The following is a 13,695-nucleotide window of genomic DNA, read 5'->3' as shown; positions in this document are numbered from 1 at the left end:
GCCGCCCTTGGACTGGCGCCTATGTGCCGCCCCTCAAGTGGCGCCCTTATGCCGACCCCGCATTGGCTCCATAGCGCCGCCCCGTGACATGCGGCGAGTACCTCAAGGCCGGCGGTAGTCGGACCTGCATCGTTCAATAGGTGCAGGTCTCTGAGGAAAGTGATTGCCGAGGACAGACGCGGATTGGTCAGTACCGGTCCGGTACCCTGACGCAGCCGCACGCGCCCTTCGTCGCATTCGAGCAGGAACGTGTAATCGCCCTGTCCACGGAACTTCTGAATCGCCACCCAAAGGTGCCGCTCGATGATCCTGCACTGGACCAACCGCCTGAGTAGTTCGGACAGAGGGAGATCCGCATGCGCGCGCAGGTCGGACAGCTCTGTCACGATGGATTGCACGAACTCGCCTTCCGCGACGATCGGGCAACACAGCTTGACGCGCTCCAGCTGGTCCTCCCACCGCTTGTGCAGAACCGCCAGCAGCAAGATGGCCCGCGCGGCGATGGCATCGCTATCGGTTTCGTCCGAATCGCCGGTGGCGAGCACGTCGTTGTGAAGCCGATATTCGGAGAGCGCATCGCTATCGGACCACGGGTCGGCGGCGAGCCGGATGTTCATCAGGAGCGCGTCCCACGTACCAGCCTCATGGTGCGTCAGCGCGTCAGCCAGCCGTTCGGCCACTTTTGCGACCAGGTGTTCCAGCGGCAGGCCGGCGGGCGTCAGTGCAAGCACATCGAGCACGAACCTGAGAATCGCCTCGTAGGCGACGTGCAGAAGATCGTTGGCGTGATATACGCTCCACGCGAAACGGTGTTCGCCCTCGGTCGAAGGAACTTCATCGAATGCTTCGCCTTCCGCGTTTCGCCCGGCATAAAGCGTCCAGCGCACGCGCGCCACGTCGATGCCAGAGACATTTGCCTGCGCCGCGCGTAGGATCAGGCGCAAGGTCTGGCTGCGCATGACTGCCGTGGGCCGCTTCGGGTGAAGCTTGGCGAACAGCAAGTCCTGGTACAAACGGCATTCCTCGCTGCCCGCTTCGATGCGCGACGGAAGCATGATCGCCAGTCTTACAAGCTCCTGCCGCGAGATCGTGCCCTCGTGCGCGGCATGCCAGAAGACTTCGGCGGCGTCGCAGACCGACGCGTGGAACAGCTTCGCAAGCTGGTCGCCGACATCCGCTGTCGGTACCGGCACCTGATGCGCGTCGACATACTCTAGGGCCCCGATTTCGACGAGTTGCGAGCCGTAAGCTGCACCAAAGGCGCCGAACTTCTGCTTCAGATACTGCGGATGGCTGCCCCGATCCGTGTTCGGATGAAACACCAGATCTCCCGACGCGGTTTGCGCCAACTTGTTGCTCGCCCAGATGACACCCGCCACACCACGCTCGTTGTTCTCCGCCGCAGCGATGAGAGCGTACAGCGCTTCGGCACGCCGTAGGTAGACGCACCAGCGCTCCACCGACGTATCCCCGATCCGTTCAGCGTAGTTTTGCGCGAGCCACGCATAGAAGCCGTAATAACGCATGCGCAACGTCACGTTGCTAATGCCCGGAAGCAGTTCCTGGTAAAGGGCGACGCTGGTGGTCTGCATGCCCAGTGGATCGATGCCACGTTTGTCTTCCTTCGACGTCCACATCGGCAACCCCGTGCCGGCGGACTTGAATACTTCATTCATCCGTTTCTCCTCTTGTGGTTATTGTTCGAGGCTTTTGGCGACCGTCTGTATGTCTGTAGTTAACGGATCATCGCAAACGACATTGAGTCCATAGCGATGGACACAGTTTGGGCCTTTTCGGACATCCGGTTGATCAACCGAGCGACTGCCGCACTACGATTCCGGCTGGCTTTCTTCTCTGCGTCATCTCGTGTCCAAAGACGCCCGAATCACATCTATGCCTAATTGCACCCGTCAAATGCCAGTTGCACACATCGCAAGGGACAGGAGGTCACCTGAGCGCCAGTGCGGTAGGATGACACCAAACTGAGGCATGTCCGGGGAACAAGAATTATGAAATTTCAGTTTGATGTGGGAGGCAGCTATAGCCGTCGCGATGTCGCACAGGCAGTTGGACTTCCCGATCTGCCGAGCGGCGGAAGTTGGCTGACGGGCTACGTCCAACATGATGGAACCTATCTCGTCTTCTGCGGCGTCGGGGCGCCGGGCCGGACCGGGCACGATTACGGTAACCGCTTCGAGGGTGATGAGTTGGTTTGGAGTGGCAAAAGCAGGAGTCACCGAACTCAGCCGACGATTGCCAAGATGACTGCGTCTGACGCGGAAATCCACATATTCTGGCGCCAGAATGACCGCGACAACTTTACGTATGCCGGTCGGGGACGCGCCATATCTGTATCGGACGATATACCCGTTCAAGTGCGCTGGCGTTTTTTGAACGCCGCCCATGGAGGTGAAGGCACGTTGGCCGAGGAAATTCCGCCAGACATGGCCGCTGCCATATCGCCCACGATCCTTGAAGGTGCGATGAAGCGTGTTACGGTGAACGCTTACGAGCGTAATCCCGTTGCCCGCAAGGCCTGCCTAGCCTTCCACGGCTATCGGTGTGCTGCTTGTGGCTTTGACTTCGAGGCAGTCTACGGCGATATCGGACGCGGATACATTCATGTGCATCATCTGCGACCGCTGAGTTCGATCGGCGCTTCGTACGTCATCGATCCAGTTCATGATTTGGTCCCTTTGTGCGCAAACTGTCACGCGATGGTCCATCGCTCGGACCCTCCGCTCCCAGTCGACGTACTCGCAACACGGCTCAGATGATCCGCCAGAGCGGCCCCGAAAATATCGCTAGAGCGTACGCGAATGCGGACGTAGCTGTCCATGCAGATAAAGATGGCAAAGTGCGGGCGGAAGTTCTAGACGACCTTCAAAGCGGTCGTGCTGTCGTACGTGATGGCCATATTGTGGCCGCTTTCCCTAAGCGGCCTACCAGATGCCCGCCGCGGCGTGTTCAATCAACGAGTATCGACGGCCGTGAAGCTTGATATGCTGAGAATGTATGCTTTGACGGAGCACAAAACTTGTGTTGTCCGTTCGACTTACGTCCAGAACACTGACAATGAAGTTCTTGCTGAGTGCACGACGAAGAAATCCATACGAACCGGGGACGAATCAAAATGAACAGCGCAAAGCCCAAAAAAGACGAGTGGCAAATCGTCGATGGGCGGCAGATGATGAAGAGCTTCGTTACGCTCTCGAGAGTCAGTCAGTTCATGAAGAGGAGGGTGCCGCAAGTTTTTGTAATATGGGCCGCCGTCGCAGTCCTGTTGAGAACCCCACTGTTCATCAGTGCGTTCAACGAGTTCGGGCGCAGCTTTACCTCCCCGTTCCTCGCCGTCGGAAGCATTGACACCGGTCAACCGGTCGACATAACGGCCGTCTTTTTGATCGGCTTCGCAGCAATCCTAGTCGACGTGATTTTCATCATTGTCCTTTATCTCTGCATTAAGTTAAGTCGTCGTTCGGGCAGAGGACGTCCGGTGAAGATCGAGCAATGGGCCGCCCGTTTTTCGGGCAAGATATCGGATGAAGTGTCTTCGATCTTAACTCACTGCTCGGCAGCAACGTTGATTCTCTTAATTGGCAAGTGGCCGGCCATACATGGAACCCAGGTCCTTCCCTGGCTAGCGGCTGTGGCCGCTTTTATGTTCGCCTTTGGCGCAATCTGCTATCGTGAAAACTGAATGAGGGCGTCCATGGATACAATTGACCTACCGTTTCCCCAGGACATCTTCGTTGACTCGAGCCGGAATAGATGCACCAACCGGTACAGAGCATCGCCATCGGAGGGACGCACTTTTATGTTAGGCACGTTCTTTCGAACTGGCCTCTGCTGCCTCGCTGCTCCAGCAGCTCAATGAATTCTGCCAACCGGAATCGAATTTTTTTCGGAATACCTCTTCAGCACTGAACATACATTTATGAGTTCATCATCACTATCGGCTCAACAGATCGCTATCGGCTATGAACGGTTCTTGTCGCAATTTCCCGCGGCTAAGGCACGCGTTGACAAGTTATCTCAAGAAGTCGCCAATATCATCGATGCTGACCTCGACGAACTCCGCCGAATTGAAGCTGCCACGGCCTTGAGGGAGGTTGCAAAACGTTTGGGCATCGACCCCTTCGAATATCTGCTTCAATTTGCGGTTGATTGTGAAGTGGAGCGGCGACAGATTCTCCAGGCCCGCCAAGAAGCGATGGAGCGCGCTATCGGCTTGCGCTAGTCGGAAGACATACCAACTCATCGTAAATCGACACAACTATAGATTGCAATAACCACATGCGCGCCAATGCACTCTATTTTCCCTACATCACGCTTCCTGACGACGCGTGGACAGTGAAGTCGCTCTTGTATTGGGACAAACTATCGTCCATTGTTCCGATGGACCATATGAGCCGTCCCGAGCAGATGAACGGATTCATGCGGGAGTTACTCAGCGAAGGCCTTGTGGAACCCGTAATACCTGCTGGGTACATTCATCGTTTAGACCGCTTCGATGACAGCTTCATCACGTTGATCGAACACCGGCTGAAACGGCCCCGCCTGCGTACCCCGGAACATCCCTCCCGACACACGTCCACCCGGATTCATGCAGAGAAGCTTGGTGAAATACCTCGCTTCTTAGTAGAGGTTGGCCTCGCCAAGGAAGTCGACGGGCCGTGGTACGACGTGGAGACAACTACGGCGACCATGTTCATGGCCTATCTGGCTGCGTGCTTGGGGGCGATTCCTGAGGTCAATGCGACGCCCGTGACCAACAAGATGGCTTTTGCCGCCGGGTTACTGGCTCGTCCTAAGTCGTCGGCACGTGAACTTCATCGCCAAAAAGCTCGAGAAGTCGTGTTGCAGCACCTACTTCCGACGCCAACTGGCCCCATACAGTTGAACAAGCTTCTGCGATTCAAGAGTCAGTATGGCCATCTCCTCCCCCCTCTGCGCGCTCGGATCGAAGCGCATTGTGTCACGGTTGCAACGCTTCCGGATGCGGACGATCGTATTGGTGCTAACGAAGCGTTTTTGCTGAACTGCAAATCCGATATCGCTGAAATCGAGGATGCTATGCGCCCGTCGTTTGGATCGGTGGCCCTTGGAGCAATAGTCCCATTATGTGGTGCCGGCCTGACACTTCAGGCCACAGACTCAGGCAACGTGACTGCGTATGCAGGTGCGGCGCTGTCGCTCGCGGGTGCTGCCTATCAAGCGATCAACAGCATTCGAGGCAATAGGGCTCCGATGAATCGCCCACTCGCCTATGTCGCCCACGCACAACGTATGCTTGCCGAAGGTTAGGAGTTGCCTCCTGCATATCGGAAGCAGTAATTAAAGCAACCATACGGCGACACTATCACACGCAATTAAATTTAAATAAAATGATCCCCCATGCCATCAAAATTATAATCGGCGCCCTTCTAGTGTTGGCCACACCAGGCGCCGCAATTTCAACGATACTGATATTGGGTAAATTTTCGCAGCTTATCAGACACTGCTGGATCACAACCAGCGTAAAGCGCTGTGCGATTTTTATCGGAAAGAGAGTTCGGCTGTTTATTGAGAAAAACTATCTTCTTCAAAAAATGGAGGCCTTCAGCGAATCCGTTGCGAAAGAGTTCTCTATGCCCCGTGTAATTCTACTGTACATGGCCCTCCTTGCATCCGCCCTGAAACTATTTTTTTTATATTACAAAGAAACTGATATCTTCAACGCAATGATTGCACTGATCGCGTTGAGCATGCTACCGTTATCAGCACTTGCAGTTCATTTTTGCAGAAGAGACGCTCTAGTCGAAGCACTGAATTGTCCGTTCTGCGTTTGGATTCGATGGACAGGGTTGGTCATATTAATATGGATTGGGCACTCTGATGCGACCAGTCGGATTTCCGCGCACTTCCTTGGAGCATCGATGCACCTTCCCATTGCCTATAGTGCTGGTGTATTCATGTCATCAATTGGCATTTTGTCACTTTGGACAGCACTGTTCCTCCTTGCACTTCAACTCCTTATCTTTCCAATTTTTGGCCTATTTGAACTCAAGAACAAGAGAACTCCCGCAAAGGTGCGCGTCATTGCCGCCACGACCGCGATAGCCGCTCTTCTTACAACTTGCCTCTCATACGGGGCTCAAAATGCAATTGGAATGTCAGATATTGAAACACTGGCAATCTCCAAATTGGCATGGGAGTTTGATATGCTGGACGAAAAGGCATGTACTGGAGAAGATCCTGCTTCCGGTCCATTGAGGAAAATTGTATTTGTTGGCCCGGATCAATCTGAAGCGTATGTTTTTACGAGCACTTGGGGCTCAAAAAATAGTTCAAGCACGCAACCACGGCCGATACGCCTTTTAAACAAGGACGAACGGAAGGCTATTCTCCCTATTCTAGAGGAAGTAATCCCATGCAACCACGCCTTCTCCAAACGATCGTGAATTAACTTACGATCAAGTGCGCCAATAAAAATATCACGGCGACAAACCAAATTAACAAATTTCCTTTGTCGCCCTCCAGCAGGCATGTGCCATCAAAAATTCGGTCAATCGCCGCTATCCCAATTGCACCACGACCCCCTCAGGAAGCACCGTTCTCGTTTCCGTACGTTGCTTCCGTTGATTTTCATACCAACCCAATATCTCTCGATCAAAATCTCCGATCTGCGATCTGACCTCTTCAACCGGCGTCACCAGCTTTTGCATAAGCTCCATCATCTTCAACGTTGCGCGCTCGATCTTTACATGCAGATTCGAGAAATTATCCTCTCGGTATCTCATTGAAATACTAAGATCAGCTCCGTCATCCGTCGAATTGATACCTCTATCTTTAAATTCTCGGCCGGCCATATCGACCAACCTGTCGAGAGACCTTCTGTCTGCATCTGTCGCATAACCCTGTTGGCGTACACGTGTCGCTTGAGCGATCGCATTCGCGTTATCAATGAGATCGAGATTTCGACAAATTCCGAACAGCGACGCGGCAATTACTTCGATCTTTGCCAGCTCTAGATCATTCGTCGGTGCTGAAATCGACGAATTCCACGCTTTAACTTGAAGACGCCGGGTCTTCCCAAGTACTGCATTGGGATTAACTCGCGTAGCAATCACCACGTGTCTAGCTATCGGCACAGGTCGTCCGTTAAATTTGACGTCAACGCTACGAACTTGTGCCGCCCAAGATGCAGGACAGGCCATACCGCCAACTGGTGCACGTGTTCCTTTCGATTCTGCAAGAGCCCACTCAATCGCAGTTGAACCAGACACAGGGCGGATTGCGATGTAATCCGGACGTAGCTTGCTTGGCGACGGTGAAATCCTATCGATCTCGAGCTTCGACGGTGGGTAGTGAGGATGCCAACGAGGAATGCTGACGGGCATGTTTACGTTAGGATAGAAAGCGCTTGCAGGAGCCACCCATTGATATCCTTCATCCTGCAAAACTCTGCGACTACAGGCAACGCCCAACATCCAGGACATCACCCCCTTCCACTGCCGTTCACATCCAGCCGCAACCTGATGCATCGTCAAATATGAATTCGCTCCCATCCTCATGGGAACAAGAAGGTACCCTGGCCATCCGAGCAAGCTCAGAGGAGACACAGTGGGTAACCCTGGAATCCAATCGGCGATCAAATGAGCGGCTATATCGGTCGCCGTCAATGCAAGATGCTGCTCAGTGCCGCCAACTGGCCAATATTGAACTCCCGTCGCCAATTTTTCACCCCGTTGATAAGATTTATTTATTTTCGACTCTCACATCAGGACTTTATCTACCATCCTTCACGAAAAGTGTACGCTGGTGAATCAGTCATTTCAACGTGATAACCGGGTACGCGCGGTAGAAATGCTCTTTCTGAACATCTCCTAACTTACGCTTTCGAGCACTGGCTGCTCCAGAGCGATCATGTTCACGACCGACTGGAGTTCGCATAGCAAGTCCGCCTGTTGGGCTTGCAAGTACTGGCGCACCGACTCGTTCTCAAGCAGCCTCGCAAGATAGCCCTTTGCGAGCACGAGGTTGAGCACGTCCTGTCCATAAGTCTGCTCGACCACCTTGTACTGCCCCTGCAGATTGCTCATCTCCCGTTCCATCTTCGCCATTTGCTCGGGGCTCACTCCGGCAAGCTTCCTCGGTTTCTTCCCTTCGATCAGCCGCGAAGCCGGCGTCGCAACGAGCAACGCTTCGGCGTACGAGACAGACAGGTTGTTTGCTGCCACCATGAGCTCGACACATTCGACTTGCCGTGTGGGCTTCATCTTCCGCAGAGCTCGCGCGAGCTCAGGTGAAAACTGCCGGTCCTTCAGCAGTTCAGTCGCTTCAGCACAAATCCCATCCAGCAATGCCATCCTCTTCATGATCTGCGACACATCTACTGACAGCGCTTTCGCGAGCCGCTCAGGAGACACACCTCGTTCAACGGCCCGACGAATCATGAAGTGCTCCTGGATGGTCGATAGTCGATTGACGCGGTTGTTGTACGTGTAGCTCTCATCGTCCGTGGCAACGAGGCACGACACGGTGTTGAACTGGAGCTCCTGCAACGCGATCAGTCGCAGATGCCCATCGAGCAGGACGTGGTTGCCCGATGACTGATCGACCGGCGTCACCGAAAGCGGCTCGATCAAGCCCACCTCTTCGATGGAGCTTCTGATCTGCTTGAACTTTCGCGAGTTCATCATGCCGGCAGGCGTGCGCCGTGATGGCAGGATACTTGTGATCGGAACAGAGAGTGGTTCCGGAATGAAACCAAGTGCTACGCCGGTCATGCTGGACTCCCGCTCGGCCATACACGTTCTGCCAGATACTTCGGCAAAGTCGCCAGTTCCTCAGCGCGCAGCAGGTTGACGAAGTTCTCATCGGCAAATAGCTGCCTGAGGGCGCCGACAATGAACAGCAACCGCTGCTGCGTGAACTCTGCCTTCCGCACCATCGTTTTCTGTCGCTCAACTTCATGCTGATACGTTCGAACGAGGCTCGATGTGGTCACGTCCATCACCTTACGCGTCATGTTTCGATTCGCCGTGCGGCCGAGCGCTTTCCTTCGCTCGATGACGCGCCGTGCGTCCATCAACTGGCGCCCACGCAATCTCCCCGATTCATATGCCTCCTGCAGTGCCGCCTGGATTGCCTCATCATCGTCGCCGGCACCGACGATCGAAAGCGCCGCGTTCAGCGGAATCCGACCTTTCTCGACGGCGATCACAAGGCGTTCTTCACCCTGATGCAGCAGCGTCAAGATGCCCTGCACATAGTGTTGCGTGAGGCCCGTCTTCTCGGCGATCGCCTTCGGGGCGTATCCGCGCTCCTGCAGTTCGCGTATGCCGGCGAGCAGCTCGAGCGGTCGGCACTGTCGTCTCGCGATGTTCTCCGTCAGGCTCATGATGAACGCATCTTCGTCGCTCACGCTCACCACCAGCGCTGGTATCGTCGTTTCTCCGAGCGATCGGAACGCCTTCAGTCGTCCCTCCCCGCACACGAGGAGATACTTCTCAACACCACTGGCCGTTGCCCGTGGCGTGACCAGGATCGGTTTCTTCAGGCCGATCGTCTTGATGTTGCTGACGATTTCGTCGAAGACTCGACCATTGCGCTCGCGAGGATTGATCACCTCGATCTGGCTGATGGGGATCATCCGAACCTCACCGGGCTGTTCACGCTGAGTCATGCTCGTCTCCTCAGCCGAGCACGCTGTGCCATACCGTATAAGTAGTCCAGCGTGTCAAAGCGATAGCTCTCGAACTCGATCGGATTCCAGTCCGCGAGGCTGATGCGAGGCTGCCAAAAGTCGATGTGCGGCAGCAGGTAGTAGTCGAGCGCAGTCGAGTTGCTCTGGTCCAGCCTGACTGCAACGGTGATATCCGGCAGCAGGCTCGTGTCGAACCGTACCTTCCAGCGGTTACGGCCGCTGCCGCGCACCTGACACCGTGACAGCACGATGCAGGCAGTGAACTCCCTATTCACGGTCAGAAGGTCCGTCGCCGGATCACGCGACACGGTCCCGCCGAGATCCGCGATCTTTTTTTCCGTCTCGGCAACGATCTCTGGATGCAGTTGCCGAATGAAGCGATTCGTTTCGATATAACGATAGTCACGGCCCGGCGTGAAGCCAACCGTCTGGTACGCACGAATCAAGCTGCCGAAGCGATATACATAGACCGAGGTGGACGGCATGCCCTCCGTTTCGTCGATCACGACGCCCGATAGAAAGCCTCGGCTTCGGTACAGATTTCGCAGACGCTCAATAAGCTCCTCACTCGAGTAGCGCCGGGCGCGCGCCCGCATGATGCCCTGCGCTGTATAGAACGTTTCGCTCGGCACGATGGGTTCGAACGCACCCTCCTTGCGTATCCACATCTCCGACGGATTCGTGACACGAGATTTCTTCAGCTTGAACGACACACGGTTGTATACGTTGTTGCCGATGTACTTTTCGTTAGTGAGCACCTCGCGAATCGTTGCCCGAGTCCAGGGTCGCCCAAGGTCCGTCTGAACGTTCATGCCGTTCAGCCGTGCGGCGATCTCGTGCTCATTGAGTGACTCATTGATGAACCAACTGTAGATGAGGTTGACGATACGCACCTCGCTGTCCGGGCCCGGCATCAGAATGACGCGGTCCGTCTGCAGGCACTTGTGTTGGCCGCGTTGCAACTCCCCCTTCATGAGGCCATGCTCGTCCACCAGGATCCGGCGCAACGCATAGCCCGCCGGGCCGCCTTGCCGGAAACCCAGCTCGATCAATCGGCACTGACCAGCAAAGACCTTCGCTGACAACTCGCGGCTGTACTCACCGGCCATCGCACGCTTCACGCCTTTGACGATCGTCGAAACTGGCGAGCCGTCGTTCTCGAACTGTTCGGCGCAATAGGCGACCTGGATGCCTGCGCGCCGGCAGATGTACTCGTAATAGGCGCTTTCGTCTGCATCCTGGAATCGTCCCCAGCGGCTTACGTCGTAGACGAGGATTACCTGGAAATCGGCCATGCCGGTTTCCACGTCCCGGATCAGCTGCTGCAGCGCTTGGCGCCCATCGATTCGCAAACCACTTTTACCCTCGTCGGCGTAGGTCCGCACGATCTCGAGATCGCGACGAGCAGCGTAGTCGCGAATGCGATCACGCTGATTCTCCGTCGAGTATTGCTGATGCTCCGTCGACATCCGAACGTATTCAGCAGCCCGCATCCTGCAGGCCTGCTCGTCAATGGATTCGCATGTGCAATCGAGGTCCACGATCCAGCTCCCACTGGCAACCGCCCCTCGCTGCGCCATCCCCGACATCAACTAAGGGATTTGTATCGGCGAACGCGTCGCGCCTTGCAATGACGTCGAATGCGAGCGAGCACACAGCCAAGGTAGCAGGCCATAGACCCTTGTCGTACACGTCATCTCTTTGCAATCACGCCGGAACCGGCCTCGGCTCAGACAGCACGGCGATGTGCACCGTCCACGCGTTCATCTTTGCAACGCCGGCCTCAACCGCGTTGCGCAGGATGTAGAATCCAGATGCCAGTGGGCGACAGGCCGGCCACACGTCCATGTTTGCAACAGCACTAGCAGTGCGCCGCGCATTTCGTCGTCGCTGCATCGCGCAATTGCGATCGCGATAGGCCGGGTGCGTCTCGCGGTAGTACCGCCAGTAGTCGGGATGTCGGGCTCGCCAGTTGGCCTGAGCCCGGATCTGATTCTCTCGATAGTCGGGATCGACTCGAAGGCGCTCGTGCTGCCATGCGCGCCGGCGAGCACGCTGGCACGCCTTGGCTGAGCAGAAGCGTTGACGCGGGATATGTATGAGCGGAGTGAAGGGTGTGCCGCAGGCAGCACAGATCCGATCCGATTTCATGGCCGTGCTCCACAGAGGAATCGAAGTGGGGCCAGCCGTGTTTGGGGCCGGGGTCAGTTGGAACCGGCTCACGGGACGCGGCGTCCCACCCTCGCAGATTGTCCGCCGCTGGCGATGCTTGTGCGATTCATGCCTATCAGGTCAACGCTCAGCCCGCGCCCGCAGAGCCTTGTCCTGCGGGCCTCTGCGACCCACCCGCAAAAATTTTCATGTTTTGTGGCGTGGCCGCCGAGTTTTTTCACTATTCGCGTCAAAAAGGTCGAAGCGCCTTGACAGAGTTAGTGAAAAACTCCCATAAATTCAATGGGGCGACTTTTCAACATTTGCGACACCCGACAACTACTGAAACAAGCAAAATCTGTCTCAAGACCCGACGCGACAGAGCTACCCTAGGTCTTGTCACTAACGGGGACGGGCTCTGTCACTTACGTCCACCACTGAATGTATGCCATTGACCGGCCGGCGGCATCAAAGATGCGTAGCGATGTCGCCGATTCCGGTAATATGAACCCGATTTGCGGACTTCCTAGTGCTATCGCCCTTCAAATTTTCAGGAAGAAAGGAGATAGCGCAAATATTTTTCGGCCAAATCCGTGTCAGATCAAGCAGAAATCACCGTAGAGCAACGTTGGCGTGAGATCGTCCAGCACGTTAAGGAAGAGTATCTTTCTCCAGTTCAGTCGTATCCCTGGATCTTTGGATTCTCTGGCGGGAAGGATTCGACCCTCGTTGCGCACGCAGTATTCGAGGCCCTCCTTGAGGTTCCCCCGTCACGCAGGAACCGCCGAGTTCACATTGTTTCCAACGATACTCTCGTCGAAAGCCCGTTTGTGATGGCGCACCTAGACGATGTTTCGGCCCAACTAACTTCGGCAGCAGACAGTCTTGGGTTACCTATAACCGTTGCGCGCACACGCCCGGATCTCGATAAGACATTTTGGGTGCTACTCATCGGAAAAGGTTATCCCAGCCCAAACTCTCAAATGCGCTGGTGTACCGATCGACTAAAGATCCAACCGACTAGTAGCTATATTAAGGCCAACATCTCGAGTTATGGTGCGGCCATCGTAGTCTTGGGCGTCCGACGGACAGAAAGTATCAGAAGAATGCAAACGGTCGACAGATACGAAAACGACCGAGGATCAAATCTCAATGAACACTCCAGCATTCCGGGTGCTTATGTATTCCGTCCAATTGTTGATCTCACGACCGACGACGTCTGGGAAATTCTAGGAACATTCCCCGCTCCATGGGGTGGCACCCATAGCAAGCTTTTTCAATTGTATCGTGATGCAGAGGGTGGAGAGTGCCCCGTTGTTCTCAGCAAGGACGAAGCGCCAGGATGTGGCACATCTAACAGTCGCTTTGGTTGCTGGACATGTACTGTTGTTGAAAAAGACAAAAGCCTACAAGGATTCATTGATTCCGGCAATCATGCCTACAAGCCTCTAGTCGCTTTTCGAGATTGGCTCGTTCAAATTCGAAATGACCCGTCTCGACGAAGTGCCATTCGTCGCAATGGACGACTAACGTTTGACCTTAGCAGCGCCGAACAAGGAACCCATCCTTGCCCGGCTCGTCCACCACCACGAGCACGAACACACGGGCGGGCATCAAGTGCCCGAGGACGTCGTATTGTGATCCCATGCGATCGTTCGTCGGCGTTCGGTAAAGGTATTCGGCACGAGGTGTGATCTATGCCGAGCACACCACACATTTCCGCCGCGCCAATGCAAAAACCCCCGCCTTTCGGGCAGGGGTTCTTGGCTTAGGGAGCCTGACGATTACCTACTTTCACACGGGAATCCGCACTATCATCGGCGTAGAGTCGTTTCACGGTCCTGTTCGGGATG

12 protein-coding genes are annotated in these 13,695 nt (G+C 55.3%); 6 read left to right on the top strand and 6 right to left on the bottom strand.

What is annotated here, in order from left to right; all coding sequences use genetic code 11:
- Nucleotides 1-1,676, bottom strand: a 1,676-nt coding sequence (locus HWX07_RS36650) for a hypothetical protein (RefSeq protein WP_175879482.1), incomplete at its 3' end; no start/stop codon positions are given.
- 333 nt (nt 1,677-2,009) lie between these two features.
- On the opposite strand from HWX07_RS36650, the gene HWX07_RS36645 reads away from it, so the two are divergent.
- From HWX07_RS36645 to HWX07_RS36625, 5 genes are all read left to right on the top strand, one after another.
- Nucleotides 2,010-2,777, top strand: a complete 768-nt coding sequence (locus HWX07_RS36645; RefSeq protein WP_208457122.1) for an HNH endonuclease — start codon at nt 2,010-2,012, stop codon at nt 2,775-2,777.
- A gap of 356 nt (nt 2,778-3,133) precedes the next feature.
- On the top strand, nt 3,134-3,700 hold the full coding sequence (locus tag HWX07_RS36640; RefSeq protein WP_175879481.1) for a hypothetical protein: 567 nt from the start codon (nt 3,134-3,136) through the stop codon (nt 3,698-3,700).
- Nucleotides 3,701-3,937: 237 nt separating this feature from the next.
- Nucleotides 3,938-4,240, top strand: a complete 303-nt coding sequence (locus HWX07_RS36635; RefSeq protein ID WP_175879480.1) for a DUF6388 family protein — start codon at nt 3,938-3,940, stop codon at nt 4,238-4,240.
- A 56-nt stretch (nt 4,241-4,296) separates the two neighbouring features.
- A complete protein-coding gene (locus tag HWX07_RS36630; RefSeq protein WP_175879479.1) occupies nt 4,297-5,307 on the top strand; it encodes a hypothetical protein in 1,011 nt (336 codons plus the stop codon).
- Nucleotides 5,308-5,471: 164 nt separating this feature from the next.
- Nucleotides 5,472-6,443, top strand: a complete 972-nt coding sequence (locus HWX07_RS36625; RefSeq protein WP_175879478.1) for a hypothetical protein — start codon at nt 5,472-5,474, stop codon at nt 6,441-6,443.
- Nucleotides 6,444-6,557: 114 nt separating this feature from the next.
- Here the strand turns inward: HWX07_RS36625 and HWX07_RS36620 are convergent, their stop codons facing one another.
- From HWX07_RS36620 to HWX07_RS36600, 5 genes are all read right to left on the bottom strand, one after another.
- Nucleotides 6,558-7,481 (bottom strand): hypothetical protein, encoded by a 924-nt coding sequence (locus HWX07_RS36620; RefSeq protein ID WP_175879477.1) that lies wholly within the window; start codon nt 7,479-7,481, stop codon nt 6,558-6,560.
- 387 nt (nt 7,482-7,868) lie between these two features.
- On the bottom strand, nt 7,869-8,771 hold the full coding sequence (locus tag HWX07_RS36615) for a plasmid partitioning protein RepB C-terminal domain-containing protein (RefSeq protein ID WP_175879476.1): 903 nt from the start codon (nt 8,769-8,771) through the stop codon (nt 7,869-7,871).
- Nucleotides 8,768-9,670 (bottom strand): ParB/RepB/Spo0J family partition protein, encoded by a 903-nt coding sequence (locus HWX07_RS36610; protein WP_046544129.1) that lies wholly within the window; start codon nt 9,668-9,670, stop codon nt 8,768-8,770. Before HWX07_RS36610 ends, HWX07_RS36615 begins: the two co-directional genes overlap by 4 nt.
- Nucleotides 9,667-11,280: a recombinase family protein gene (locus HWX07_RS36605; protein ID WP_175879484.1), complete on the bottom strand. Its 1,614-nt coding sequence runs from the start codon at nt 11,278-11,280 to the stop codon at nt 9,667-9,669. Before HWX07_RS36605 ends, HWX07_RS36610 begins: the two co-directional genes overlap by 4 nt.
- A gap of 118 nt (nt 11,281-11,398) precedes the next feature.
- Nucleotides 11,399-11,842 (bottom strand): hypothetical protein, encoded by a 444-nt coding sequence (locus HWX07_RS36600; protein ID WP_175879475.1) that lies wholly within the window; start codon nt 11,840-11,842, stop codon nt 11,399-11,401.
- Nucleotides 11,843-12,435: 593 nt separating this feature from the next.
- On the opposite strand from HWX07_RS36600, the gene dndC reads away from it, so the two are divergent.
- Nucleotides 12,436-13,536: a DNA phosphorothioation system sulfurtransferase DndC gene (gene dndC, locus HWX07_RS36595; protein ID WP_208457121.1), complete on the top strand. Its 1,101-nt coding sequence runs from the start codon at nt 12,436-12,438 to the stop codon at nt 13,534-13,536.
- Nucleotides 13,537-13,695: the final 159 nt, after the last annotated feature.

It is taken from the genome of Burkholderia sp. BCC0097 (assembly GCF_902832985.1).
Lineage (GTDB): Bacteria > Pseudomonadota > Gammaproteobacteria > Burkholderiales > Burkholderiaceae > Burkholderia > Burkholderia orbicola.
The sequence above is the reverse complement of the archived record's forward strand: the minus strand, read 5'-3'. Positions and strand labels throughout refer to the sequence as shown.